Origin of the sequence: Caldicellulosiruptor naganoensis (assembly GCF_026914285.1) — a bacterium.
Lineage (GTDB): Bacteria > Bacillota > Thermoanaerobacteria > Caldicellulosiruptorales > Caldicellulosiruptoraceae > Caldicellulosiruptor > Caldicellulosiruptor naganoensis.
On record NZ_CP113864.1, the window covers coordinates 2,462,371 to 2,488,103 of the forward strand.

22 protein-coding genes and 1 pseudogene are annotated in these 25,733 nt (G+C 35.6%); 7 read left to right on the forward strand and 16 right to left on the reverse strand.

All coding sequences use genetic code 11. The features are described from left to right. Nucleotides 1–618: 618 nt before the first annotated feature. Nucleotides 619–1,596 carry a hypothetical protein gene (locus OTJ99_RS12230; RefSeq protein ID WP_045166047.1) on the reverse strand — a complete coding sequence of 326 codons (978 nt, stop codon included), beginning with the start codon at nucleotides 1,594–1,596 and terminating at the stop codon, nucleotides 619–621. Between the two features lie 270 nt (nucleotides 1,597–1,866). Here OTJ99_RS12230 and OTJ99_RS12235 point away from each other — a divergent pair, with 270 nt between their 5' ends. Genes OTJ99_RS12235 through OTJ99_RS12245 form a run of 3 tightly spaced genes read left to right on the forward strand, consistent with a single transcriptional unit; the run spans nucleotide 1,867 to nucleotide 5,200 of the window. Continuing rightward, entirely contained in the window at nucleotides 1,867–3,651 is a 1,785-nt protein-coding gene (locus OTJ99_RS12235; RefSeq protein WP_045166046.1) for an AlwI family type II restriction endonuclease, read from the forward strand. Nucleotides 3,652–3,666: 15 nt separating this feature from the next. Beyond that, nucleotides 3,667–4,479 carry a DNA-methyltransferase gene (locus OTJ99_RS12240; RefSeq protein ID WP_200889487.1) on the forward strand — a complete coding sequence of 271 codons (813 nt, stop codon included), beginning with the start codon at nucleotides 3,667–3,669 and terminating at the stop codon, nucleotides 4,477–4,479. Further along, complete coding sequence (locus tag OTJ99_RS12245) at nucleotides 4,457–5,200, forward strand: DNA-methyltransferase (RefSeq protein WP_045166045.1); 744 nt, start codon at nucleotides 4,457–4,459, stop codon at nucleotides 5,198–5,200. The genes OTJ99_RS12240 and OTJ99_RS12245 overlap by 23 nt, the downstream gene beginning before the upstream one ends. A gap of 171 nt (nucleotides 5,201–5,371) precedes the next feature. On the opposite strand, the gene OTJ99_RS12250 is transcribed toward OTJ99_RS12245, so the two are convergent. After that, the gene (locus OTJ99_RS12250; protein WP_045166044.1) at nucleotides 5,372–7,408 is read right to left on the reverse strand and encodes a methyl-accepting chemotaxis protein; all 2,037 of its coding nucleotides are present in this window, start codon (nucleotides 7,406–7,408) and stop codon (nucleotides 5,372–5,374) included. A 144-nt stretch (nucleotides 7,409–7,552) separates the two neighbouring features. Between OTJ99_RS12250 and OTJ99_RS12255 the strand changes: the two genes are divergently transcribed. Both OTJ99_RS12255 and OTJ99_RS12260 read left to right on the forward strand, forming a co-directional pair. Further along, on the forward strand, nucleotides 7,553–8,602 hold the full coding sequence (locus OTJ99_RS12255; RefSeq protein WP_045166043.1) for a CAP domain-containing protein: 1,050 nt from the start codon (nucleotides 7,553–7,555) through the stop codon (nucleotides 8,600–8,602). A gap of 68 nt (nucleotides 8,603–8,670) precedes the next feature. Then, on the forward strand, nucleotides 8,671–8,901 hold the full coding sequence (locus OTJ99_RS12260) for a hypothetical protein (protein WP_045166042.1): 231 nt from the start codon (nucleotides 8,671–8,673) through the stop codon (nucleotides 8,899–8,901). Nucleotides 8,902–8,915: 14 nt separating this feature from the next. On the opposite strand, the gene OTJ99_RS12265 is transcribed toward OTJ99_RS12260, so the two are convergent. The 9 genes and pseudogenes from OTJ99_RS12265 to OTJ99_RS12305 all read right to left on the reverse strand — a co-directional run bounded on the left by OTJ99_RS12265 (nucleotide 8,916) and on the right by OTJ99_RS12305 (nucleotide 16,843). After that, on the reverse strand, nucleotides 8,916–9,752 hold the full coding sequence (locus OTJ99_RS12265) for a fumarate hydratase (protein WP_045166041.1): 837 nt from the start codon (nucleotides 9,750–9,752) through the stop codon (nucleotides 8,916–8,918). A gap of 42 nt (nucleotides 9,753–9,794) precedes the next feature. Next, nucleotides 9,795–10,430, reverse strand: coding sequence for a CvpA family protein (locus OTJ99_RS12270; protein ID WP_045166040.1), 636 nt, complete (start codon nucleotides 10,428–10,430; stop codon nucleotides 9,795–9,797). A gap of 10 nt (nucleotides 10,431–10,440) precedes the next feature. Continuing rightward, nucleotides 10,441–11,478, reverse strand: coding sequence for a hypothetical protein (locus OTJ99_RS12275; RefSeq protein ID WP_045166039.1), 1,038 nt, complete (start codon nucleotides 11,476–11,478; stop codon nucleotides 10,441–10,443). A gap of 24 nt (nucleotides 11,479–11,502) precedes the next feature. Continuing rightward, the gene (locus OTJ99_RS12280; protein WP_045166038.1) at nucleotides 11,503–12,600 is read right to left on the reverse strand and encodes a SpoIIE family protein phosphatase; all 1,098 of its coding nucleotides are present in this window, start codon (nucleotides 12,598–12,600) and stop codon (nucleotides 11,503–11,505) included. 79 nt (nucleotides 12,601–12,679) lie between these two features. Continuing rightward, nucleotides 12,680–13,192, reverse strand: coding sequence for a DUF4446 family protein (locus OTJ99_RS12285; RefSeq protein ID WP_045166037.1), 513 nt, complete (start codon nucleotides 13,190–13,192; stop codon nucleotides 12,680–12,682). Between the two features lie 80 nt (nucleotides 13,193–13,272). After that, nucleotides 13,273–14,547, reverse strand: a pseudogene (locus OTJ99_RS12290) (IS200/IS605 family accessory protein TnpB-related protein); the annotation flags it as partial. After that, nucleotides 14,516–15,070 (reverse strand): IS607 family transposase, encoded by a 555-nt coding sequence (locus tag OTJ99_RS12295; RefSeq protein WP_235375008.1) that lies wholly within the window; start codon nucleotides 15,068–15,070, stop codon nucleotides 14,516–14,518. The gene OTJ99_RS12295 and the pseudogene OTJ99_RS12290, both read right to left, overlap by 32 nt. A gap of 131 nt (nucleotides 15,071–15,201) precedes the next feature. Further along, complete coding sequence (locus OTJ99_RS12300) at nucleotides 15,202–16,053, reverse strand: ParB/RepB/Spo0J family partition protein (RefSeq protein WP_045166035.1); 852 nt, start codon at nucleotides 16,051–16,053, stop codon at nucleotides 15,202–15,204. Between the two features lie 4 nt (nucleotides 16,054–16,057). Then, nucleotides 16,058–16,843 (reverse strand): ParA family protein, encoded by a 786-nt coding sequence (locus OTJ99_RS12305; RefSeq protein ID WP_045166034.1) that lies wholly within the window; start codon nucleotides 16,841–16,843, stop codon nucleotides 16,058–16,060. A gap of 215 nt (nucleotides 16,844–17,058) precedes the next feature. Between OTJ99_RS12305 and OTJ99_RS12310 the strand changes: the two genes are divergently transcribed. Next, nucleotides 17,059–18,207, forward strand: coding sequence for a phosphate ABC transporter substrate-binding protein PstS family protein (locus tag OTJ99_RS12310; RefSeq protein ID WP_045166384.1), 1,149 nt, complete (start codon nucleotides 17,059–17,061; stop codon nucleotides 18,205–18,207). 37 nt (nucleotides 18,208–18,244) lie between these two features. Then, the gene (locus OTJ99_RS12315; RefSeq protein WP_045166033.1) at nucleotides 18,245–19,888 is read left to right on the forward strand and encodes an alkaline phosphatase; all 1,644 of its coding nucleotides are present in this window, start codon (nucleotides 18,245–18,247) and stop codon (nucleotides 19,886–19,888) included. Nucleotides 19,889–20,166: 278 nt separating this feature from the next. On the opposite strand, the gene OTJ99_RS12320 is transcribed toward OTJ99_RS12315, so the two are convergent. From OTJ99_RS12320 to jag, 5 genes are all read right to left on the reverse strand, one after another. After that, the gene (locus OTJ99_RS12320; protein WP_235374900.1) at nucleotides 20,167–20,736 is read right to left on the reverse strand and encodes a ParB/RepB/Spo0J family partition protein; all 570 of its coding nucleotides are present in this window, start codon (nucleotides 20,734–20,736) and stop codon (nucleotides 20,167–20,169) included. Nucleotides 20,737–20,933: 197 nt separating this feature from the next. Continuing rightward, nucleotides 20,934–21,650, reverse strand: a complete 717-nt coding sequence (rsmG, locus tag OTJ99_RS12325; RefSeq protein WP_045166383.1) for a 16S rRNA (guanine(527)-N(7))-methyltransferase RsmG — start codon at nucleotides 21,648–21,650, stop codon at nucleotides 20,934–20,936. 46 nt (nucleotides 21,651–21,696) lie between these two features. Next, nucleotides 21,697–23,577, reverse strand: a complete 1,881-nt coding sequence (gene mnmG, locus OTJ99_RS12330; RefSeq protein WP_045166032.1) for a tRNA uridine-5-carboxymethylaminomethyl(34) synthesis enzyme MnmG — start codon at nucleotides 23,575–23,577, stop codon at nucleotides 21,697–21,699. Between the two features lie 69 nt (nucleotides 23,578–23,646). Then, complete coding sequence (gene mnmE / locus OTJ99_RS12335) at nucleotides 23,647–25,014, reverse strand: tRNA uridine-5-carboxymethylaminomethyl(34) synthesis GTPase MnmE (RefSeq protein ID WP_045166031.1); 1,368 nt, start codon at nucleotides 25,012–25,014, stop codon at nucleotides 23,647–23,649. 79 nt (nucleotides 25,015–25,093) lie between these two features. Continuing rightward, on the reverse strand, nucleotides 25,094–25,720 hold the full coding sequence (jag, locus tag OTJ99_RS12340) for an RNA-binding cell elongation regulator Jag/EloR (RefSeq protein WP_045166030.1): 627 nt from the start codon (nucleotides 25,718–25,720) through the stop codon (nucleotides 25,094–25,096). Nucleotides 25,721–25,733 lie beyond the last annotated feature (13 nt).

Sequence of the window (25,733 nt, forward strand, 5' to 3'; positions counted from 1 at the left end):
GAAACAAAGTTGTTTCTTGCCTACCGACTGGGTTATCCTGTCTGTTTGTAGCTTTCCCGTTGGGGATTGAAATTGTTCGTTACCAAACATAGGTACGATACTCTACTTTACGCATATAAAATTCAATTAAAGGCAGATAACCGCATTGGGTTAATTTGAAAAATCTGATGGGGATTTTGTTTTTTCATGGGAATTGTGTAATAGAAGCAGGGATGAAAAAGAGAATACCCTGAGTTGGTAAGAATCTTGTTAATCAAAAATACCTTAAGTATAAAACGTAAGATTGCAAAGCTGAAAAGAATGTACAAACTTTTATAACTTCTGCTTAAAAGGATTTGTTTACGGAGTAGAAAGCTAAAATACAGTAGGCCATCTTGACAAAGGAATCAGAGCATCGTTATTCCTAATGAAAAGATAAAAACAAAAGAAGTGTGCTAATTTATTTTCCTATGAATAGAAGGGGATAAAACCCAGTCTTTTGTACTCTGGTGTGTACAAACTAATATATTTGGTGCCAGATTTGCCTAAATGTTTAGTTGTGGCTTTAATTCCAACCGGGAGTAGAAAATTATGCAAACGTTTGGTTAATATTTCTTTTAGCGTATTTGTTTTTATATTTCAATCAAAGAAAGAAATCTGCCCAGTTCTACGTTCCTCAATTAATAATTTTCTATTAGTATAAAATTGATTAAATCTTTTAAATTTGTATTCGAGGCTATTTTCATCAAGCCCTCTCAAATCTTCCTTAGGAAAAAATTCTATAGCTTGGCGTTTGACATAGTTGTATCTACTATTTTTGTTATTTGGTCGTTGAACAATTCTGTGCACAATTTCATATGCTATTGAAGCTAACTCATACTTATTCTTATTGGTGCTGTTATAATGTAGGCAATTCACCACACAACCAAGAATTATATCAATAAGTTGAATAAACTGAGAATGAACAGGATCTCCTTTTTCTGATCTATGGTCAGAATCTAAAAAGACAATTTGGGGATTATTAAAATAAATTTTATCTTCTTCCGATTCTATTTTATATATGGAATGCCAAGAAAAGTACTCATGATCCTCTAAATTGCCTTTATCATGATAAATGTTGTCAACTATAATAGCATCATATTCAGAAAAGAATCTTTTTAGAGCCTTTTTTATTGCAGTTCTAAAAAATCTATTGTATATTGTCGAATGTCTATCCTGCTGTTCTTTTGGTCCAAATTTATTTAAATCTAATTTAGACAAATTAATGCCTAAAATATAAAAATAAATTTTTTCTTTGTCTTTTACCCAATATTGTACCCAATTACGAGCAATTTTAAATTTTACTGTATTACTTGTTTCTTCATAATGAATTTCTGAATTATTTAGTTCATGATATTTACAATAATTTGAACAGCTCCCCCACACCTTTGGAGGATCAGCTAAGCAACGTAAGTTGAAAAGATCTTGGGAAAGGTCATTAGAAACAAACTCAGGTACTATTAACATCCCTATATATGACCATTTCTCGTATATACCTAATTTTGCTATCTTTAATGAACATTCTTTAACTTCATCACAATACAAATTGAGAGTTATACTCTTTTGCTCTTGTATCATTTTTTGACCACCTTATATTTTTTCTTTTACAGTATTCCTTCTGCATTTATTCTTTAAATTTACAAATATTATTTTACTGCAAAAATTTATAAAATAAAAGAGTTATTATTAAAGAATGAAATTATTTTGAAACCAGATAGTAAATTTTTTACATTAACTTAAAACTGTATTTGGGATTGCAAACATACAATTTTTTATAGTATGATATAACTTAAAGAACGTCTTCCTTAGTGATAGATCCAGCCACAACGGTTAGGAGAAGAGATAAAAATGCGAAAGCCTTGGTCTATTTCCACAACTGTTAGAAACCCCGAAAGATTAAGAGGATTTTTGCAAGTGTTATCTGAGTTTGAAGGAATGAATTTTGATGAGAACGTTCAAATTCAATATCAGATACGATTAATACAATACAAACTCTACAGACCTATGAATTTACCTGAAGATATAAAACGTGAGTTTGATGACCCCGCAATTAAAAAAATAGATTACAAAAAAGCTAAGAAGATTTTTGATTTACAAAATTATGAAGATCCTTCTATGCGTGGTCGTCAGTCTGTAAATCCCTTGAACAAATTAGGATTTGCAATTGCCAAAAAAAGCTTAGGCAAGATTAGAATAACTGAGTTGGGAAGAAAATTTTTAGATGAAAATAATGATATCTCCGAGATACTTTTCAAAAGTCTTCTTAAATTACAGTACCCAAATCCTTTTAGTAGCGATTTTAAAAGCAGAGATGGCTTTGATATCATTCCTTTTATAGTAACTTTGAAGTTTTTCTATTTGTTAGAAAAACAAACGCAAATAGATGAAATTTCAAAAAGAGAATTTTGTTTATTCATTCCAACCCTCATTAACTATAAAGAAATAGAAAATCAAATCAATCAGTTACTTGATTATAGAAGATCAAAAAATAAGAGAGATTTTGAAGTACAATTCGTCTCTAAGTTTTTTGGTTCAGCTAAAAATATTGAGACTAAAATCAACAATTTGTTTGATTATGGAGACAACATTTTACGATTTTTTCTTCTTACAAAATATTTTACCGCTAAAAAAAGTGAATTTGGACAAGTTGCTAGTGTAAAACTTTCACAAGATAGAAAAAAGGAAATCGAAGAATTACTAAATATGTTTGAAGGAAAAGCAATAAGCTTTTCTAATTTAGATGACTACATCGAATATATGACTGATATCACAAAGCCTGAATTGCCGTGGGAAAAAAATAAGAATAAACTTATTGAGATGGCAGAAAGTATCCGGAAAGATATTTCACAACAAATAGAAAGCAGTAAAATTGCAATAAATGAATACTCTAAAATGGTTTTAGGAAAAAACTTATTTGAGTTATCTGAAGAAGAATTGAAAAAACATATCAATGAACTGAGGAAGATAAAATCCAAAATTAACGAAGCTAAAAAGGCTCATATCTTAAAATATAACTTTGCTAAATTAGACGAACATATTAAAATACTAAGGAATAAAGAATATTGGAAGGAATTAGAACCAGCCGATTTAGAACAAATAATATTTGAGCTATTGTTAATTATTGATAGTGCTGAAAAAATTGAATCAAATGCTATTAAAGATGACGAAGGAAATTTTATAAATTTTGCACCACCTAAAAAACCTGATATTGAATTTTTCTTCAAGGAATTTGCTGGAATTTGTGAAGTAACACTAAACAAAACTCAATATCAATGGATTCAAGAGGGATATCCTGTATTAGATCACGTGGCAAAATTTATGAATCAATACCCTAATTATATTAATTTTGTAAATATTTTCGTTGCTCCAAAAATACATGATAATACCTATTATAATTTTTTCATTGCTTTAAAATATGGATTTAAGAGTAAGAAAATCAAAATTCTCCCTTTAAATTTTGAACAGTTTACTATGTTCACAAAAGTGCTTCAAAGTTATTTTGAAAAGTTCAATGGTTTAAATTCAAACTTAATTTTGACCCTTTGTAATGATATATTTTACGCAATGGAAAATTTAGATGACCACTCAATGATATGTAGTTTAATTGACAATAAGCTTTATAGTCTATTTTAGGAAGGTGACCCAAATTTGATTTACAATACAATTTTACATGGTGATTGTGTAACGATTATGAAAGAACATATTCCATCGGAAAGCATAGATTTAATTTATGCTGACCCACCTTACAATTTGTCAGGCAGAGATCTTATACTAAAAAATAACAAGACTGGTGGTCCATTTTATAAAATGAATGAAGAATGGGACAGCTGGGATTATGACAAATACTGTGAATTCACTTATAATTGGCTTTTAGCCTCATATTCTGTCTTGAAAAATAATGGTAGTTTGTATATTTCTTGTACTTACCATAACATTGGAGAAGTTATATTTTTAGCAAAAAAGATAGGCTTTAAATTAAACAATATATTGACATGGGTCAAGACAAATGCTATGCCAAATATTACTAAACGTACATTTAAACACACAACAGAATTTGTTTGTTGGTTTGTTAAAGGCCCTGGATGGAAATTTAACTATAATGAAATTAAAATGCTTAATCCAAGAAAAACAAAAGATGGCTCTGTTAAGCAAATGGATGACTTTTTTGATTTCTTTGAAATGCCTCTTGTTCAAGGAAAAGAAAGAATTAAGTTAGACAATGGCAGAGCCGCACATCCAAATCAAAAACCTGAAAAATTGTTGGAAATAATAATTACCGCTTCAAGTGATGAAGGAGATATAGTATTAGATCCTTTTTTTGGAACAGGAACAACTGGTGTTGTTGCTGAGCGTATGAATAGAAAATGGATTGGAATTGAAATAAACGAAACCTACATTGAAATTGCCAAAAAGAGAATTGAAGAGGAGAGAAAAAAAAATGTGCAAAGTACATTTATTTAATGATGATTGTTTGAATGTTCTAAAAAAGATAGAAGACAATAGTATAGATCTGATTTTTGCTGATCCTCCTTACAATTTGTCTTCAGAAAATGCTCTAACCACGAGAGCCGGTAAACCAGTAAAATGTTATAAAGGCGAATGGGATAAAATAGATGATATATTTGAGTTTAATCTAAGGTGGATCGAGCAATGTGTCAGAGTACTTAAAGAAACTGGAACTATTTGGATTTCTGGAACATTGCATAATCATCCTATAATTGGAACTATTCTGAAGCAGTTGGGTCTCTGGATTATCAATGACATTATATGGTTTAAACCTAATGCAACTCCTTTACTCTCAAGAAATAGATTTGTTCCATCTACTGAATTGATCTGGGTTGCAAGTAAAAATAAAAAATACTATTTTGACTATGAGATGGCACGGAAGCTCAATGGAGGCAAACAGATGAGAAACTTATGGGAAATTCCTGCTCAAAGGCATAAGACTCCTCATCCTACTGAAAAACCTGAAGCATTGTTAGAAAGGATTATTTTAATAGGCAGTAAAGAAGGAGATGTCGTCTTAGATCCTTTTATGGGCTCTGGAACAACTGGCGTTGTAGCTAAATTGCTTAAACGAAACTTTATTGGAATTGAAATTGATCCAGTATACTTTGAGATTGCAAAAAAACGTATTGAGGAAGAAAAGCCTATTCAGCAAACTTTTTTAAATTTTCTTTAAAAAGGCTGCTTTCCTTTCTTTCGTGGAAAGTAGCCTCTTTTTCTCTGTTAGTTTTTTACAAATACTGAAATAATTTTCTCACATACGTACCCAAAATTTAGAATATTAAAAAAAACACCTGAAAAGCCTCATGTTCAACTATCGCTAACCCATCTTAATAAAAGATGCATATTACGTATCCTCACCTGCCTTTATAGAAATTGCTGCAAGTTTTACAACTCCTTCGTGCACATCCTTGAACTGCTCAATCAGCTTGTCAACAGAACGAATCTGTTTTTGGAAGACATCTTTAATTGATGAAAGAGTTTTAAAGTACTGCAAAGTAGTTTGAGTTTGCAATTTTAAGGTATTGTTTATATTCAAAATTTTTTCTTGCTGGTTTGAAATTTCAGATGATATCTTTGATATTCTCTCTTTCATGGCTGTGTTTGTCTCCTTGATTTTGCTAAGCGAAACAGTAGATTTTTTGGCAACTTCCACTCCTGCTTTTACAACCTTCATACTCTCTTCAAGCCTCTTGTTTGTTTTGTTGAATGTCAAAAGCGACTTTTCTATTGACTCAGAAATCTGTTTTGCAAATGAATCTGCTGTTTGTGAAAGCCTTGAAATTTCTGAAGCTATGACACCAAAACTTGGCACATCGCGTTTTGCCGCTTCTATCGAGACATTTAGTGAAATTATCTTTATCTGTTCTGCAAGCTTTGAAATGTACTCACTTGCACTGACAATTGATTTATAATTCTGCATAGCTTCAGACAGATCTGAAGCAACTTGGTTTATGGTCTCGTTCACTGTGTACATGTATTTTATGAGGTTTTGGATAGACTCTTCTTCTTTATACGTTGTATCAACCACACTTGTTATCCCCTCTTCAATTGTCCTAAACACTTTGAATGTATTTTGTACCTGTTGCTCAATCTCAGTTATATAGTTGCTTACCTCTTCAAACGCCTTTTTTTGCTTTTCAGCCAGCTCTATAATTTCCTTTATTTGAGCGGCTGTGATCTCATTTGTCTTCGCAGAATCTGTTGCAATGCTATTTAGCCTGTCAATATAACTTTGCGTGGTGCTAACTGTCTGGTCAATATTTGTGACAAAGGTATAGATACTCTTTACCATCTTTGAAAATTCTCTTGCCAAAAGTCCTATCTCGTCGCTACCCACAATGCCGTCTTCTGCCTGTATATCAAACTTACCAGATGCAACTTTTCTTGCACTGTCAACAAGTTTATTTATTGGCCTTGTGATCCTGTTTGCAATGAACATACTGATGATGATGACCAAAACCAATGTAAGTCCAAACAAGAGTATTGAAAACCTGATGGAAGATGTAACAAAGTTCGAAACAAGAAGGTTGTTTGTAAGAATTGCAAGAGCTGCTACAGGCATTGTGTTATTAGCTTTTCTTACAGGGATCAATACAAAACTATAACTGTCATTTTTTGTACCTGTTTTGCCAATCAAGTACTCATACTCACCTGACATTGCTTTCTGCAAAGTCTCTTTTTCTATAATAGCCCCCAGTTTTTGAGAGTTTGATTGTGAAATATATTTATTAGGCGAATTTGCAGGATACAAAACGACACTCATCTTGGTAAGTCTTGAGAGGTTTTCAACAAACCTCTTGTCAAGTTTGTACCCAACAATTACTGCGCCAATTACCCTCATGTTGTTTGCACTCATCTCTGTGACCACATCTGATACAGACTTTATATAAATGTCATCTCCGCTTTTTTCAATTGTGGTATACCTTAGCCTTGCAAGCCCACACTTTACTAAATAATTTTCTTTCCAGTTATCACCATAACGTGAAAGGATGTCACTTCTTCCGATTAAAATCCCGTTTGAGTCTGTTACAGCAATCTGGTCAATATTCATCTGGCTTGCCAGCGGCGAAATTACCTGTACAAGTCTTAGATGGTCTTTTTTCAAGATTGCCTCTTTTAGCAGGTTGTTTGATGAAATTAAAGTTGCATAGTCTTGAGATAGTTTTTGATACCTTTCAATCTCTTGAATTGCTAAATTGTGTGCGGCTTCAAGACGTGAATTTAATTCTTTTTGGGCATTCTTCTCAATAAGGCTCAATGAAAAGATTAAAAATACTAAAAGTGGAATTAATGAGATTATAATAAACCATAGCGTAATTCTTGTTTTGAGTGAACCTGAGATTTTAATGGAAACTTTTTTAAATTTATGTAGTTGCTTCATTTTCTATTATCATCTCCTTCTTTATTTTTCTACTCTTGATTTTATACAAAAATTGTTAAAAGCCTGTTTTGACTATGTTAAATGATTGTTAAAATGTGCTATAATTTTGATATAACCTACCTTAAATTATGCAGGAGAAAAAGGATGAAAAATATTAGAATTTACAAAGCTGCTATTAGAGGTATTATATTACTAATTATAGGACTATTTGTTATTGGAAGTTGCCCCATTTATTTGAATAGGTTTTCTGAAAGTGGTTTTGCAAAGGCTACCTCTTATTTTCAGGCAAAGAGGAATGTGAGCTTTTTTTGCTCAAAAGCATATTTTAGCAAGGTCTATTCAGACACAAAAACAGAAATTTTAAAAAGTCCTTTCCCTTTTGACTTTTATGTATCGCAAAATCCAACCAACTTTTTTGTTGCAGGCTTTGAAAATGACAAGCTTGTGTTTTACTATACAAACTCCAAACAATTTTTAGGGTATGAAAATATTAAAATTGGAAGCAGTCTGCAAGATGTGAAAAGGACCAAATTGAAATTTCTTAAAAGCTTCGTAATATTAAATGGTATGAAAAAATATAATCTTACAGATGAGAATTTAGGAAAAGAATATGATGTGGCTTTAGTCAATAATAGCTATTATGTTTACTTCTTTTATGACAAACTTGTTTCTCCAAATGCTGTAAACGGAATCTTTATGGTCAAAAAAGGTATTTGGAATGATTTTCTTATAAATGATGATGTTTTCAAAAAGCAAAAGGATATAAATCACCTTATTTCTGCATTTGAAAGGCTTTGCTATCTTCACTTAAACTCAATTAGAAGCCAAGAAGGAAAGCGACTTTTTAGGTACTCTGACAAAATCTCGATTGTCGCAAGACTTCATTCACAAAACATGGCAAAGTACAATTTCTTTGGCCACACAGATGTCTTTGGCCAAAGCCCTGCAGATAGGTTTCAAAAGCAGGCAATTGCTTTTAAAAAGATTGGTGAAAACTTAGCAATGGGCACAAAACTTCTCCCCTTTTTTGCGAACCATCTTCTTTTGAATTCAAAAGGGCATAGGGAAAACATTGAAAGTAATTTTGAATATGCAGCAGTAGGATGTGCTGTGGATTTGAATACAGACAATGTGTATTACACTCAGAACTTTGCCAATTTGATATATTCACAAGGCAGCACTTTTGGCCGATAAAAAGGTGATTGACCAGGGAAACCCTATTTCTCTTTTAAACGGAATATACAAACTGGAACATTATAAACTTGAAATTGTACTGTTTGCAAAAACCAGCTTATACAAAGGTACAAGCGCCAGAAGATCTCACACCTTTAAATGATTATTTAAAGAGGTATAACTGGAAGTTTGCCGACCAGCTTAGCTCAGTTATTATCTACAAAAAGGAAGACCAGTCGCTTGCAATAAAAATGCGGATGTTTACTCAAAAGTATATTGTTTATGATCTTTACCAGTACACTCTTGATAGCTTAAAATAAAAAAGTGGAAAAAATCAAATCTCAATCTTAACATGTCTTGCAACATGGCAGCAAATATTTACCGCAACAGGAAGACCTGCTATGTGTGTTGGACACTCTTCTACAAATACATCAAGTGCAGTTGTCCTGCCGCCAAACCCTTCTGGCCCTATTCCAAGTGAATTTATTTTATCAAGGAGCCTTATCTCAAGCTCTGCAATGTAAGGTTTTGGATGGCGCTGACCAATCTTTCTCAAAAGTGCTCTTTTTGAAAGAATTGCAGCCTTTTCAAATGTTCCGCCTATACCAATGCCAACAACAATTGGTGGGCATGGGTCAGATCCTGCTTTTTTCACTGTTTCTATTACAAAGTTCTCAATTCCTTCTGTGCCATCAGCTGGTGATAACATGCAAAGCGCGCTTTTGTTTTCGCTTCCAAACCCTTTTGGCATGAAGTAGATTGTAATTTTGTCTCCTTTTACAAAGTCAAAATGGATTATTGCAGGTGTGTTATCGCCTGTGTTTTCCCTTACAATTGGGCTTTTTACCATTGATTTTCTCAAGTAAAAGTCTTTATATCCCTTTGCTACAGCTCTGTTAATGGCGTCTTTTATTGAGCCTTCAACAAATACCTTTTCACCTATGTCGACAAAAAACACAGCAGCACCAGTATCTTGACAAACTGGGCGCAACTTCTGCTCTGCCATTCGGATGTTTTTTAAAAGATTTTCCAATGTATACTTTGCAATGTCCTCTTCTGCTTCATACGCCTTTTTTAAAGCCTCTTTTATATCCTCTGGAAGTTTGCAGACAGCCTCGTTTATGGCTTCATACACCTTGCTTTCGATTACGCTTTCTGAAATTATTCTCATTCTTTTTTACTTCTCCTTTGCAATTTTATTTTTGTTTCAAATCTAAATTTTTATTTTTAAATATTGTCTCATCATCATTATGAGAATATTGTTTTCGTATAAAAACTCAGCAAACATTGAAGTTCTGATGTAGTGCTGGACTGTTTTGAAAATTTGTGCATTGGGGAAAAAGTATATAATGCTGAATGCTATGTAGATTATTATGAGAGCTACTCCGATCCCTGCCAAAAGACCGCCAAAGCCATCAATTGTACCAATCACAGGCACTTTTCTCATAAACCCGAGCGCGTTTTTGACTGCGACTATAACAACCTTTGCTGCAATGAATGTAGCTATCATTGCAATAAAATTAATTAGAACCATTGTGGCAGCATCCTGAAGACTTTTGTTGAGAGCCTGGTGTGCCTCCATAGCAGCACCTCTGAAAAACTCTGGCACAACTGGTGAAATGGTGTCCCTTATTACAACCTTGTCTTTTACAAAGCTTTCTATTGCTCCTTTTAAGACAGAAGAACTTTCAATTGCCCTGCCTACATATTTATATCCCCACACTGCCACAAACCATGAGATTATGTATGACCCAAGGTCAAATGCCATTCTCAAAATTCCTTTTTTGTACCCAATCCACGCGCCAATAATGAGAATTATTAAAATAATCAGGTCTGCTGAGTTTGGCATTTTTTCACTCTTACCACCTTTCTTGGTAGAGTTCTATCCTATCATTATAAATATAGTACAGCTTGTCTGTACTTATTACTGCCTTTACAAAGCCAAAAGAATTTACTTTCAAAGTTTTTATCCTGTTTAAATTCATAGAGTAAATTCTAATCTCATTTCCTTTTGATGTGACAATCTTTTCAGCATCTGCACAAACTGAATTAAAGTCTTCTATCTGTTTAAACACAAAATTTTTTCTAAGCTTGTTGTAAACAAGAAATCTGTGTTCTGCAAACAGTACATTTGTGTTACCTATCACATACTCTGGCGGCACAGCAAATGAAAAAGTCTTTATCTTCTTTTGAATTTTTAAGTCGTAAACCTCTATTACTTTTTGGTTGTACATAAGGATATAATCTTCTATTGCATAACACCTTTTGACATTTTGAAGACTTGGTGGTAGAACCTTTGTCATATAAATTCCTCTCTTGTCCGCAAAAGATATCGCTAATTCATTTGAATCCCTGGGTTTTAGAATGGCAATTGCAAAAATCCCATTGAAATCGCAGTCTATTACCTTTTCTTTGTACTTTACTGAAAAGATTATGTTTTGATTCTTGTCGTACATTATAAGATAGTCTTCGTTTTGGCTTGACAAAAGAACTAAGACATTACCGTTTTTTACTCTCACCTTTTCTATATTTACTGGATACAATATATCTTTCTGCCACTGAGATGATATTATATGTAGATATTTCCCACCCTGAACATAAGCTACTGCACTTTTGCCGTCTGAATATACCCTGTGGTTCTGATATGCAATCTTTGTCCATGTTAAGCTATCGCTCTCAAGCTTTCCAATCTTTCCTCTGTATACAATAGCAAGACCATTTTCAATCGGCACAACATCTTCGTAGTATCTTATGTTCGGATATGATTTTTTGTATTCATAGTGTAAAAATATATAAGGGTGTATAAATTCTATTCCAAATACATTAAAACTCAAGATAATGGAAATGGCCAGGGCAAGATACAGTATGATTTTGTAAAAAAATCGGATTGTTTTCATGGCTTTTCACGCCTTTTTTATTTTTTAAATCCTCTCTACCATCAATATAGCTATGTCATCATTCAAGTCTGTTGCAAAATTTCTCAGGTCTCTTATCAAAAGTTCTGTGTTGATGTTTTTGATACTGAGAATTCTTTTTATTAGCCTTTTTTTACCGTACATCTCGCCATGTTTGTTTTTACTTTCAGTAAGCCCATCTGAATAGAAAATTAATTTGTCGTGCTTCTCTAAGACTGTCTCTTTTACCTCAAACCCCTGTTCTAAATCGACTGAGGCAATCGGCTGCCCTTTCATTGAAAACATCTTTATTTTCTTGTTTGCCCTGACCAAAATAGGCTCTGTCACATGCCCTGCAGAAATCATGCTAACCTTCCCTGTGCTCTTTTCTAATATCCCCAAGACAATTGTTATGTACACTTCACTCGGAAAGTTCATCTCAATAAAGTCCAAAAGAACACCTTTCATAATCTCTTGTGCACTTTCTTCTATGTATGTATGAGCATTTTTTATGATACTCTGCTTTACAAAAACTGTTACCATTGAAGCCAAAAGCCCATGTCCTGCTACGTCTGCAACATAGAACACTAACTTATCGTCAATATTTATGACATCCAAAAAATCTCCTCCAAGCCTCTCACAGGGCTTGTAAGTATATGTAATTCTATACCCTTCTATTTTAGGAACAACTGGCAAAAGAGATTGCTGAAGCCTTTTTGCAAACTCTAAATCTCTTCTTAAAATCTCGTTCTGGCGTCTGAGCCTTTCTTCAATCTTCTTCTGTTCTGTGACATCTCTGAAAACCTCAACCGTGCCAATTACATTGCCTGCTTCGTCATGGATTGGAGAGCTTATGACATAGTAGATCCTATCTTTGTATGTAGCGTATTTCATTGATCTTGTATTTTCTTTCATTGACCGTATTGCAATGCAGTCTTCACATCGTGCGTTTTTGCAAAAAAGGTCATAGCATTTCTTGCCGGTCTGGTCTCCAAACACATCTTTCATCATTGTGTTGCAAAAGATTACATTTCCTTCTATATCAATGACCCTGACAAGGTCTAACATTCCATTTAATATGCTTTCATAAAAGCTCTGAGAAAAGTTGATTCTTTTAAAATCCATCTTCCCGCCCCGCCAATGATAAATGTGTTTATCATTGGCAGGAACCCCCCTTTCTTCTGTGATATTTTTAAAAGACTTTTTATTCTTTTATCTCTTTTGCAAGATAGTTTTTTCTCGCCAGGTCAATTGCCTGCATCTCTTCAGCTGAGAGTGGATATTTAGAAAGTCCATTTTCAATTGGCTTTGCATATATGCTTGACCCATCTCTTGAATATATGCTATTTAGAACAACTCCATTGTCATACTCATCTAAAAGTGCTATTGCAAAGCTGAGCTTGCTGCCCACATTTTCAAATGCATCATACCTCACAACCCCGAGCTTTTTGATATTCAGCTTTGAATTTTCGCTCAATATTCTGTGGCTTTTATGCAGCGCCTTTAAAACCTCTTCAAAGTAATCTATTTTTTGGTTTGTTGTTTTCAATATCTCCTCTATAGTCTTTAAATCCTCATTTTTTACAAGTGCCAAAAAACGCCGTTTGAGGTTTGCATTCTTTGCTGACTGGATAAGGAGTAGTAAAAAAAGTATCATGTTGATTGCAAGAAGAGCAATTATAACCTGGTTTGAATATGTGGCAAGAAAATCTTTCATCCTCAATTTTTCCTAGTCAACCAAACTGTGCAAAACTGCACAAGTTTGGCGGCTGGGGTATTTGTATTCCGCCCTATCGTAGCTTTCCCAGCCCCAGCAGGCGGTATTTGGGAAAGCCATAGCCCCTGCCCCAAGAAGCAGGAACTTACGCCCTTACAGGTCTTCCCCACTTGCCCTGAAATCAAAAGCGATTTCAAGACAGACATATCACGCAGGACTCTGTCAGGGGAAAGTAGACTTACCACCGCTACCCTGAGAACTTGCCAGAGATTGTGGTTCTTGCCACACAACTACCCGCACTTGTTCCATCCAGAGGCACAAATAGCCTCCCTGGCTCACCCCCAGAGCTTTGTAAAATCCCTATCACCCTATCTATCGCTTTGAGTTGCTCTCTCCTAACGTTCGGGTTCTTAACTGCCTTCTTTACGTATTCCTTTAGCTCTTCCAGGCTGTTTGTATCAAGCCTACCAAGAAGCAACATATAATTTGTGCGGTATCCTTTCTCTCAAGCCAAGTCCTCTTCGCGCTATTACATACGCTGCCGCAATATCCTTGCTCACCATATACTGCGGTGCATACTTCAACATCCCTATCACAGAAGTATACGCCGGGTCTACTTCTATAACCTCTATCCCTTCTCGCTTTGCCAGAAGTTTTACCTTCTCCAAAAGTGACCTGTACCCAAAATAGTGTCTTATCCGTCTTGATTTTCTACCTGAAAAGTCGCCTCTTCTGCCCCTGTCCTGTATGCTGAGGCTCTCAATCACTATCGCTTTTTGCTTCTCTTTCGCCAAAGGTTTTCCTGATGTGCTCATCGCCTGCAGAAGTTGGTTCCTGTCTATATACGTCTTATTCTTTATTTTCCACCCGGCTTGTATCCTCGCATATACATACTGCTTCTTCCCTACATTGATTCTGAGCAAGGTAGCGTTTTCATCTATCTCAATCCTTGTGTTGAGATTTCCTTTTTTGCTTTTGTCGCCTCTTGAGTATAGATTCCCTTTTCTTTTCTCCTGCCACTGATGTTGGAGTTTCTTGTACGCCCTACCGCTTATGTGTCGTCTCTTGAGCTTCTCAAACAGTTCTTTACTACCAAAAATGACCTTTCTGGGATTTTCTCCTTTCTTTTTGCAGGATTTTATAACACTCTCTGCTTTCATTATCGCATCATCAACGTAGCGTGAGTTTAGGGCAAAAACCTTCTGCAGCTCTCTTTTGAGTTCATCCCTTTTATGCCCTTCTAGCAGTCTTTTGTATGCATACCTCATACAAGAGGACCATCTTCTCATAAGGTCTAATACCTTTTGCTTATCTTCGCTGCTGTCAAAAACTAGCTTCGCCTGAACTGTTACCACCTCTTTGTCTATAAATCCTCGCTGCAAAAAATGTTACTATCGCTATTAAGTCCTCTGCCAGTTCTCTGTTAATTTCTTCTTCGTTTCCTCTGCCATTTAACACTACAAGTTCTACCCCAAAACTCTCCATGAAAAACTTAAGATATTCAAATCTAAACCTTGCAAGCCTGTCAGGATACTCTATTACAACTTTTGTAACTTCTCCTCTTTTGATTTTGTTCAAAAGTTTTAATAGTCCTCTCCTGTTTTCATCTACTTTGCTGGCTATTTCAGATATAACTTCATACTGCCAACCTTGCAACTTGGCATATTCTTCAAGTCTTCTAATTTGGTTTTTAAGGTACTCTTCTTGCTTTTTAGTAGAGACTCTTGCATACAAAACAACGGTTGGTTTTGGTTTTTCCTCTATCATGCCAAGTAGTTTTTCTATGTCTTCTTTTTTATACCTTCTCCTTCCCATAGGTAGCCTGAGAGATGTTATTAACCCTTCCTTCTCCCAGTTTATTAGTGTTCTTCGGCTGATACTCTATATCTTATTAACCTTTTGCACACTTGGCAATATCTAACATCACCTAGTCAAAATTATACCTTTTTGCATTGTTATTTTCAACTGTTGTGACCTCCTTATTTTCAATGTTCCACGTGGAACATTTTTTATGGCATGAGTATTGAGATAATCTTTTCAAGTTCCTCGTCATTGTTAAACTCTATCTCAACTTTTCCCTTTTTTTTCTTCCTATAAATCTTTACTCTAAGACCAAATATCTTCATAAGATTTTCCTCAAGCTCCCTCAACACTTTATTTTCAACTTCATTCTTTTTTTGTTCATTCTTTGCCTTTATAATCTCTTCAAGTTCTCTCACACTCAAATTCTTGTCAACAACAAGTTTTGCCAAATTCTCTCTTTCTGTTTCATCTTCTACCGACAAAAGCACCTTTGCGTGACCTTCTGAAATCTTTCCCTCAATAATCATCTGCAATATATTCTGGCCAATATTTAATATCCTCAAGGAATTTGCAATCTTTGACCTTGAAATTCCAAGCTTTTTCGCAAGTTCTTCTTGAGTATACCCATATTCCTCTAAAAGCTTTTTATAAGCAAGCGCTTCTTCATATGGATTTAAGTCTTTTCGCTGAATATTTTCAATTAACGCGATCTCGGTTGTATTTGAATAGTTTCTCACAATGCAAGGGACTTTTTGAAGTCCTGCTAATTTGCAAGCTCTAAGCCTTCTCTCCCCTGCAATTAGAATGTATTTATCTCCTTCTTTTCTCGCAATAAGCGGCTGAATAAGCCCAACACTTCTAATCGACTGTGCAAGTTCTTCAATTTCATTTTCATCAAATATTTTTCTTGGCTGGTCACCTGAGGGCAAAATCTTATCAATTTCTATTTCTTCAACCTTCTCATTTGTAGTTTCCTGTACATTCTCCACATTCTCCTCAAAGCTTTGGGTACTATCAGCAAACAGGGCATCAAGTCCCTTGCCAAGTCTTTTTTTCATAAAATTACACCTCTTTGATATTATTCTTTTCAATCTTTATCAGGTACTCATCAGCAAGTTCCATATATGCCCTTGCACCTTTAGAATCAGGGTCGTAAAAAATCCCGGGAAGTCCAAACGAAGGTGCCTCAGAGAGCCTCACATTCCTTGGGATTATGCTCAAAAAAACCTTCTCGCCAAAATACTTTTTCACCTCTTCTACAACCTCAAGAGAAAGATTTGTTCTTGAGTCAAACATGGTAAGTACAACACCATCAATCTCAAGATGTTTGTTCAAATGTTTTCTTACAAGATTTATTGTATTGGAAAGCTGCGAAAGCCCCTCTAAAGCATAGTACTCACATTGAATGGGTATTATAACAGAATCAGATGCAGCCAAAGCATTAAGCGTTAATAATCCCAAAGACGGTGGACAGTCAATGAATATGTAATCATATTCGTTTTTGATAGATTCAATTGCATCTTTTAACCTATACTCTCTTGCGATCATAGAGACAAGCTCAATCTCACTACCTGCCAAATTTATATTGGCAGGGCATATATCTAAGTTTTTAAATTTATCCTTTATTATAACATCTCTTATATCCGCACTACCTATCAGAACCTCATACGTTGTCTTTTCTAATGCCTTTTTGTCAATGCCAAAACCACTTGTGAGATTTCCCTGAGGGTCACAGTCAATAGCTAATACTTTTTTACCCTTTGAGCTTATAGCAGCAGTCAAATTTACACAGGTTGTTGTCTTACCAACCCCACCTTTTTGATTGACAATTGCCACAACTCTTGCCATTGCCTCTGTTTTTCCTCACCATTTTTTAATTAGATTATATCACAAGAATGTTCCACGTGGAACATTTTGTATTTATGATTTAACAATTTTTTAACATTTTTAAAACATAGATTTAACACAATTTAAACAAAGATTTAACACAAGCTTAATCTAAATTAAACAAAAGGATACTATATTTTAAGATGAAAAAACAAAATTCAGGAGGGGTTTTAAAGATGAAAAAGTTCATTTCAAAATCAAAAAATCTCATTTCAATTTTGATTGCTTTTTCTATCTTAGCATCAGCTCTATTTGCCCATACAACAAGCTTTGCTCAGACACTTAATGTAAAATCAAAGTCATTACCCACATCTACAAACCAAAGGCAGATAGTAATTACATTTTCAGAGAATATCTCAAAAGGTGAAAACTACAATAAAATTACACTTACCAAAAACAAAAAGTCAAAAGTTGCATTCACAGCTTCAATTGCAGCAAACAAACTCATCATATCAATAAAAGATCCTTTGACACCGAAAGCACAGTACCAACTTATAATCCCCGCAAAGGCAGTAAAAGGCACAAAAGGGGCGTCTAACAGAGAATTAAAATTTACATTTATTCCACAATCACAATCCACAAATCTTTCTGGAAGGATACTCATTGCAGGTTCAACATCTGTTCAGCCACTTGCCGATGAGCTTGCTAAATACTTCATGCAGCAAAATCCAAAGGTTTCTATTGAGGTTCAAGGTGGAGGGTCATCTGTTGGTATAAAATCCGCTATCCAAGGCATTGTTGATATTGGAACATCATCAAGAGAACTCACAGAAGATGAGAGAAAGCAGCTTGCCGCAAAAGGTTGGCAGGAGATAAAGATTGCAGAAGATGGAATAGCAGTAATTGTACATAAGACAAATCCAGTTTCTAACTTGAGTGTTGAGCAAATAAGAGATATATTCTCTGGCAAAATTAAAAACTGGAAAGAGGTTGGCGGTAAAAACGCTCCTATTGTAGTTGTTACACGTGAGGAAGGTTCAGGTACAAGAGGAGCATTTGAAGAGATAGTTATGGGCAAAGCAAAGATAACAGACTCGGCAATTGTTCAGCCATCAACAGGTGCTGTCAAAACAACAGTATCACAGGATGAAAACGCAATAGGATTTATTTCGCTTGGCGTTTTGGACAGCACAGTAAAAGGTGTAAAAGTTGATGGAGTTGAACCAACAGAGAAAAATGTAAAGCTTGGAAAGTACAAAGTTAAAAGGCCATTCCTTTTCTTAGTATCAAAGAATCCAAGTAGAGTGACAAAAGCATTTGTAGACTTTGTACTATCAGATGAAGGTCAGGCAATTGTCGCAAAGAATTATATCTCCGTTAAATAAAAAAATAGCAGGATAGAAGGGAGGACATTCTATTAGCATGAAAAAATTTTTAAAATCTAAAAAGGCTACTATAATCTCGGTACTTCTTATTCTCTGTCTTGTTTTAAGCACCCTTGTCTTTGCAAGCCAAGAAGCTGATGAAAACTCTAACAAAGTCAAAAACGTAATACTCATGATACCAGATGGCATGACAATAGCCCACACCACTTTGGCAAGATGGTATCAAGGCGGAGAACCTCTTTCAATGGATGAGATAGCATGTGGGCTTGTGAGAACACATTCTGCAAACAACCCAATAACTGACTCAGCACCAGCTGCAACAGCATATGCAACAGGATACAAAACACAAAACAGATATCTTTCCATCTATCCTGAGATTGCTTCAATGCCAGGTGTTGGCCAGGTTGAAGAAAAAGACTTCTTCAAACCAATCGTGACAATCTTAGAAGCAGCAAAAAAGATTGGAAAGTCAACAGGCCTTGTTGTAACTTGTCAATTTCCCCATGCAACACCTGCAGCCTTTGCAGCGCATACAGATAATAGGAATGACTACGAAAACATAGCTGAACAGATGGTTTACAATCAGGTTGATGTTGTATTTGGTGGTGGGTGGAAGTATATTGATAAAAATCAAAGAAAAGACAAAGAGGATTTAGTTCAGTATTTAAAAAACAATGCATTTGTTGTAACAAACAAGTGGGAAGATTTGAAAAACAAATCACCAAGAAAGGTTTGGGGACTTTTTGCTCGGGATGCAATGCACTATGACTTTGATAGAAGCGGAACAGGTGAACCATCGTTGGCTGAGATGACACAAAAAGCACTGCAGATTTTATCAAAAAACAAAAATGGATTTTTCTTGATGGTTGAAGGAAGTCAAATAGACTGGGCATCACATGCAAATGACCCTGTTGGTGTTGTCTCAGAGGTGCTTGCGTTTGACAAGGCAGTAAAAGTAGCCTTAGATTTTGCAAAATCAAGAGATGATACAGCAGTAATAATTGCATCAGACCACAATAACGGTGGAATGACCTTAGGAAATTACTCAACTAAAATAGATTCTGTTTTTCTCAATGATTTCTTAAAATATATCAAAAAAGCAAAAAGAACAGGCAGTGGAATTGAAGATTTGCTTGGAAACAACAGGACAGATGAGAATATCAAAAAAATAGTTTCACAATATTACGGAGTTGACAATCTCACTCAAGATGAAATAGATGCAATCAAAAAGGCGCCAGCAGGAAGGCTTAATTATGTTCTCGGTCCAATCATCAGCAAGCGTTCATATATCGGCTGGACTACAAATGAGCACACAGGTGAAGAGGTTGTACTGTATGCCTACCATCCAAACGGATATGTTCCTCATGGTGTTATAGACAACACAGAAGTTTGTGATTATATGGCTGAGATTTTGGGAATAGACCTTGGCAGTTTCAACCAAAATAGTTACATTTCGAACGTAGATTTAGAAGAAAAGGGTTTTGATGTCACAATTGATACAAGCAATCCAAATAATGTTCAGCTTGTGATAAATATCAAAGGCAAGACATATATTGTGCCACAAAATAAGAATATAGTAATTGAAGGAAACAAACAATATACTCTCAAATATGTAAATGTGTACATTCCAAGTGCAAAAAGATTCTTCGTGTCAAGTGAGATAGAAGAAATATTGAAATAGATTAAAGATAATTTGTGCCCTCACAAAATGTGTGGGGGCATTTTCTTTTTAAAAAAAATACCTCCTCATCTTTCGAGGAGGCTTGCGGGGATTTTTCATTTATTCTAACGATTATTTCGTAGTATGCCTCAGTTTTATTTTCTCTTATATCATAATTTATATCAGTTTTTTGAAAAATTTTCAAGGCCTTTTTTATAGTGTTGTAAACAACCTTGCAACCGTTCATTGAAACCTTAATTACCTTTCCACTTTTTAAAACCTTCTTATTCGCCAAATAATCAGAAATTAGCCTTTCTGACTGCGAAACTTGTAAGCCCACCTTCAATTATTCTTTGCAGTATGTATTTCATATCATCCTCTGACTCAAGCTTTAAAAGTGCTCGAGCATGACGCTCAGAAAGGTCATTTTCACGAATAATCCATCGTATATCAGCAGGAAGTGAAAACAGCCTTATTTTATTTGCAATGGCACTTTGTGTCTTTCCAACTCTTTTTGCTATCTCAACCTGAGTTAAGCCAAACTCATCTATAAGCTGTTTGTAATCTTGTGCTTCTTCAAAAAAGTCAAGGTCTTGGTGCTGAGTGTTCTCTATAAGTGCAAGTATGGCACTTTCAATGTCTGTAACATTTATAACAATTGCCTTAATCTTGTCCATACCAAGGTGCTTACAAGCTCTCAGCCTTCTTTCACCAGCGATAAGGTAATAAACCTCACCACGTTTTCTCACAATTATCGGCTGCAAAAGCCCATAATTTTTTATTGACTCAGCAAGCCCTTCTATAAGCTTTTCATCAAAATTAGTACGCGGCTGAAATGGATTTGGCAAAACCTTGTCTATAGGTATCATCTCAACAGTATAAAAAGCTCTTTTTCCATATCTAACTTGTTTGTCTGCTTAATTAAAAGTGAAAACAACTTTACAAAGCCCCCTCCTTTTTTACTTAACATTTTCTGTTAATAATATTTCTACTTTAATTTAAAATCTCCTTCTTTTTATTTCAAGATTTTTCAGATATTTTCAAACAGATTTTGACAAATTTTTTATCAACTAAGGGGCTTTTTTATTATTTGCTTTGTTTTTCTGGGAAACTCAATCGGAGTTTGTCGCAATTTTCTTATGACAATTATACTTCTCTTCTCATCTGATTCTGGCAATGTGAATTTTTCAATCTTTTCTATCTCACCACCAAGCATTGCAATTGCATTTTTGGCGCTCTCAAGCTCATCCTCACATTCAAAACCTTTCTGGGCCAAAAAAGCTCCACCAATCTTCAAAAGAGGTATCGCGTATTCGCAAAGAACATTTAGTTTGTCCACAGCTCTTGCAAACGCAAAGTCAAAACTCTCTCTAAACTCAACCTCTTTTCCAAGCTCTTCTGCTCTTTGGCATACAACTTCAATGCCAGATAAACCCAAATGGTCTTTTGCTTCACTCATAAAATTGCACTTTTTCTTGTTAGAATCATTTAAAACCAAGCTTATACTTGGTTTTGCAATCTTTACAGGGATCCCAGGAACCCCAAAACCAGAACCAATGTCAACTACACGCACTGATTTTCCATCACCGTTTTGAAGAAATTTTATCAAAGAAAGTGAGTCTGCAATGTGTTTTATCACAAACTCATCTTCACTTTCAATTGCTGTGAGATTAAAGAGTTTATTTTTCTCAAGAACTAATTTCATAAATCTCAAAAGAAGTTCTTTTGCAACAGGACTATTTTTTACACTATAAAACTCTAAAACTCTATCTAAAAGCTCCATTTTTGGCTTTGCCCCTTTTAAAAATTTAAATCTGACAACGAGCATTCTATTTAGAACCTTTTTTTGCTTGCTCAAGCCAGATTAAAAGCACCGAAATATCAGCAGGCGACACACCAGATATTCTTGATGCCTGGCCAATCGAAGCAGGTCTTATTTGAGAAAGCTTTTGTTTTGCCTCAGTTGAAAGACCAGAAATCTGGTTATAGTCAACCCAGTCAGGAATCTTTTTGTTCTCAAGTTTTTTGAACTGTTCTATCTGCTGGAGCTGTTTTTTGATATATCCTTCATACTTTATTTCAATCTCAACCTCTTCTTTTACAGAACGTGGCAAGTCCGGCCGCTGAGGGTCAATCTCGCGCAAAGCTTCATACGAAAGCTCGGGCCTTTTCAAAAGCTCAGACAGCCTCACCCCTGTTGAAATAGGTGATGAACCATGTTCAACCAAAAATTTGTTTACCTTTTCACTTGGTGCAATCACAGTCTTTTTCAAGCGTTCTATCTCATCTTCAATCATCTTTTTCTTTTGCAAAAACTTTTCATATCTTTCTTGTGATATAAGCCCAATCCTATATCCTATTTCTGTAAGTCTCAAATCAGCATTGTCCTGACGCAAAATGAGTCTATATTCAGCCCTCGATGTCATGATTCTGTATGGTTCATTTGTCCCTTTTGTCACAAGGTCGTCTATCAAAACTCCGATGTAGGCTTGAGACCTGTCTAAAACCAGCATCTCTTTTCCTTTTACATACATCGCAGCGTTAATCCCAGCAATGATGCCTTGTGCTGCTGCCTCTTCATACCCAGATGTTCCGTTTATCTGGCCTGCTGAGAAAAGTCCTTTGATTTTCTTAAACTGCAGTGTTGGTTCAAGCTGAAGAGGGTTTATGCAGTCATACTCAATCGCATATGCAGGGCGCATTATCTGAACATTTTCAAGACCTATCACGCTTCTGTACATTTTAATCTGCACATCCTCTGGCAAGGACGTAGACATTCCCTGAACATACATTTCATCAGTGTCTCTTCCCATTGGTTCAATGAACACCTGATGCCGTGGCTTGTCTGCAAACCTTACAACCTTGTCTTCAATAGAAGGACAGTACCTTGGTCCAACACCCTGGATAAGGCCAGTAAAAAGTGGTGCTCTGTGAAGGTTTTCTCTTATTATTCTATGAGTTTCCTCTGTTGTATATGTCAAATAACAAGGGACTTGATCTATTTCCAGTGTCTCGTGTTCAAACGAAAATGGAGTTATAACCTCATCACCGAGCTGAATTTGCATCTTTGAAAAGTCCAAAGACTTTCTGTGCACCCTTGCAGGAGTGCCTGTTTTGAACCTCATCATCTCAATCCCAAGCCTTTTGAGACTTTCTGTAAGGTACTTAGCTGGGTGCATTCCATCAGGTCCACTATCGTACACAGTCTCACCTATTATAACCTTGCCACCAAGAAATGTGCCTGTGGCAAGCACAACCGCTTTTGCCCTGAAAATTGCACCAGTTGTGAGCTTTACACCAGTGACTTTGCCATCTTCAACCAAAATATCACAAACCTCGCCCTGTCTGATGTCAAGGTTTGGCTGGCTCTCGAGCACCCTTTTCATATACAGTTTGTACTTTGCCCTATCACACTGAGCTCTAAGTGAGTACACAGCAGGACCTTTTGCTCTGTTGAGAATCCTCACCTGAATTGCTGTTGCATCTGCAGCTTTTCCCATCTCTCCGCCAAGCGCGTCTATCTCGCGAACTAAATGGCCTTTACCAGTGCCGCCTATGCTTGGGTTGCACGGCATATTGCCGATTGAATCTAAGTTTATAGCAAACACAATGGTTTTAAGCCCAAGTCTTGCACAAGCTAAAGCTGCCTCACATCCTGCATGACCTGCACCAACAACCGCAACGTCATACTCACCCGCAACAAATTCCATCTTTCAGACCTTTCCCCCTTTGAAAACTTTAAAACTCCCAATCCTTCCTCAAAAGCAGAAACTTAACATTTATTTCCCAATACAGAACATTGAAAATATCCTATCAACCATGTCTTCTGTGACGTTTTTGCCTGTTATCTGATATATGCTATCAAGTGCATTTTTGAGGTCAATTGATAGAATGTCAAGCGGAACACTGTAGAGGTTTTGCTTTGCAGAAGCCAAAAACTCTTTTGCCTTTAAAAGAAGTTCTTTGTGTCTTAAATTTGTTATCAGCACTTCATCAAACCCTTCAATATTTTGTTCCAAAACAGCCTCTTTTATTGCCTTTTCAACAAGTTCTAAATTCTCATCCTTTGCAATAGAAATGAATATTCCTTTTTTGCCAAAAAGCTTTTTTATCTCATCCTGTGATATATTTATACCCTTATCAGTCTTGTTTACTAAGACTATATATTTTTTATTCTTTATGCTACTGAAAATCTCAATATCCTCCTTAGTAATCCCATCTGACTCAATCATGAAAATCACAAGATCAGCTCTCTCAACACTCCTGAGTGTTCTCTCAACACCAATTCTCTCCACAACATCCTCCGTCTGCCTCACACCTGCAGTGTCAACAAGGATAATCGGTATTCCTTCAATGTTTAAAACCTCCTCAATGACATCTCTTGTTGTGCCAGGGATGTCTGTGACAATTGACCTCTCTTCTTTAAGCAGCCTGTTTAAAAGAGAAGACTTACCAACGTTTGGCCTTCCGACAATTACTGTGTAAATTCCACTTTTTATTGCTCTTCCTGTTTCATATGTCTTCAAAAGCCTATCTATCTTTTCTAAAGCAGTATCAATACTTTTTTCAATCTCCTGAGGAGATATCTCATCAACCTCGTGTTCAGAAAAGTCAATTGAAGCTTCAATTGAAGATATTAAATTTAACAAAATCTCTGCTATTTCATCTATCTTTTTGCTGAGGATTCCTTTTAACTGTTTTGCAGCGTTTTTCTGTAAAAGCTCTGTTTTTGAATTTATTATATCGATTATAGCCTCTGCCTGAGCCAAATCAAGCCTGCCGTTTAAAAACGCCCTTTTTGTAAACTCGCCGGGCATTGCATGGCGTGCCCCATTTCTTATTACCGCTTCTAAAATCCTTCTCAAAACAACCATACCACCGTGAGACTGAATCTCAACAACATCCTCACCAGTGTATGAATGGGGCGCTTTGAACTTAATCAAAATAGCTTCATCTATAAATTCTCCATTATCATACACTTCAACCAGAGCAGCATACCTTACAGGAATGTCAAAAATGTTACTAAATTTTTTGCTTTTTACAATCTTTCCTGCAATTTCAAAAGCGTTTTCACCAGAAATTCTAATTATCCCTATTCCGCCTGTACCAATCGGAGTTGAAATTGCTGCAATTGTATCAAATTCCATTATCATTTTCCCCTTTTTAAAAGTTTTTAAAATACAAACAAAGCAGGGCAAAAGCTCACCCTGCTTCACACTATCTTTTTTATTTCAAGGTTATAACAACTTTTCTATAAGGCTCTTCACCTTCTGAGTAGGTTGTTACAAATCGGTGGTTTTGTAGTGTTGTGTGTATTATTCTCCTTTCATATGGCGTCATCGGTCTTAGCTTGATACTTCTCTTGCTTCTTGCCACTTTGTCTGCCAAAGCAAGCGCAAGACGTCTAAGCCTTTCTTCTTTCTTTTTCCTGAAGTTCTGACAGTCAAGGATTATTCTAACAGATTCCTCTTCAGGTACTCCTCTGTTGACAACAATACCCGTCAAAAACTGAAGAGCATCTAAAACCTCCCCGTCTTTGCCAATCAGCTGATAAGTATTTTTCCCAAATAGATTTACTTTTAAAAACTCTCCATCTTTGAAAATGTCCATCTTTTCAATCTTAACATTCATTTTGCTACATACAGTTGACAAAAACTCTTTAATCTTCTCCTCTGGCGTTTGTTTGACGATAACCTTTACCTTTGCAGGCCTTGCCCCAATTATTCCTAAAAGACCTCTCGACCCCTCATCAAGCACCTGAACTTCAACCTTATCACGTCCAACTCCAAGCTCTTTTAATGCAAGTTCAACAGCCTCATCCACCGTTTTCGCTACTTTCTCTACCCATTTCATATACCTGTGCCCT

What these genes read in the sequence shown, in the direction of transcription:
- OTJ99_RS12230 (WP_045166047.1), bottom strand. Translation starts at nt 1,596, where the DNA reads ATGATACAAGAGCAAAAGAGTATAACTCTCAATTTGTATTGTGATGAA.
- OTJ99_RS12235 (WP_045166046.1), top strand. Translation starts at nt 1,867, where the DNA reads ATGCGAAAGCCTTGGTCTATTTCCACAACTGTTAGAAACCCCGAAAGA.
- OTJ99_RS12245 (WP_045166045.1), top strand. Translation starts at nt 4,457, where the DNA reads ATGTGCAAAGTACATTTATTTAATGATGATTGTTTGAATGTTCTAAAA.
- OTJ99_RS12250 (WP_045166044.1), bottom strand. Translation starts at nt 7,408, where the DNA reads ATGAAGCAACTACATAAATTTAAAAAAGTTTCCATTAAAATCTCAGGT.
- OTJ99_RS12255 (WP_045166043.1), top strand. Translation starts at nt 7,553, where the DNA reads ATGAAAAATATTAGAATTTACAAAGCTGCTATTAGAGGTATTATATTA.
- OTJ99_RS12265 (WP_045166041.1), bottom strand. Translation starts at nt 9,752, where the DNA reads ATGAGAATAATTTCAGAAAGCGTAATCGAAAGCAAGGTGTATGAAGCC.
- OTJ99_RS12270 (WP_045166040.1), bottom strand. Translation starts at nt 10,430, where the DNA reads ATGCCAAACTCAGCAGACCTGATTATTTTAATAATTCTCATTATTGGC.
- OTJ99_RS12275 (WP_045166039.1), bottom strand. Translation starts at nt 11,478, where the DNA reads ATGAAAACAATCCGATTTTTTTACAAAATCATACTGTATCTTGCCCTG.
- OTJ99_RS12280 (WP_045166038.1), bottom strand. Translation starts at nt 12,600, where the DNA reads ATGGATTTTAAAAGAATCAACTTTTCTCAGAGCTTTTATGAAAGCATA.
- OTJ99_RS12285 (WP_045166037.1), bottom strand. Translation starts at nt 13,192, where the DNA reads ATGAAAGATTTTCTTGCCACATATTCAAACCAGGTTATAATTGCTCTT.
- OTJ99_RS12300 (WP_045166035.1), bottom strand. Translation starts at nt 16,053, where the DNA reads ATGAAAAAAAGACTTGGCAAGGGACTTGATGCCCTGTTTGCTGATAGT.
- OTJ99_RS12305 (WP_045166034.1), bottom strand. Translation starts at nt 16,843, where the DNA reads ATGGCAAGAGTTGTGGCAATTGTCAATCAAAAAGGTGGGGTTGGTAAG.
- OTJ99_RS12310 (WP_045166384.1), top strand. Translation starts at nt 17,059, where the DNA reads ATGAAAAAGTTCATTTCAAAATCAAAAAATCTCATTTCAATTTTGATT.
- OTJ99_RS12315 (WP_045166033.1), top strand. Translation starts at nt 18,245, where the DNA reads ATGAAAAAATTTTTAAAATCTAAAAAGGCTACTATAATCTCGGTACTT.
- OTJ99_RS12320 (WP_235374900.1), bottom strand. Translation starts at nt 20,736, where the DNA reads ATGATACCTATAGACAAGGTTTTGCCAAATCCATTTCAGCCGCGTACT.
- rsmG (WP_045166383.1), bottom strand. Translation starts at nt 21,650, where the DNA reads ATGGAGCTTTTAGATAGAGTTTTAGAGTTTTATAGTGTAAAAAATAGT.
- mnmG (WP_045166032.1), bottom strand. Translation starts at nt 23,577, where the DNA reads ATGGAATTTGTTGCGGGTGAGTATGACGTTGCGGTTGTTGGTGCAGGT.
- mnmE (WP_045166031.1), bottom strand. Translation starts at nt 25,014, where the DNA reads ATGGAATTTGATACAATTGCAGCAATTTCAACTCCGATTGGTACAGGC.
- jag (WP_045166030.1), bottom strand. Translation starts at nt 25,720, where the DNA reads ATGAAATGGGTAGAGAAAGTAGCGAAAACGGTGGATGAGGCTGTTGAA.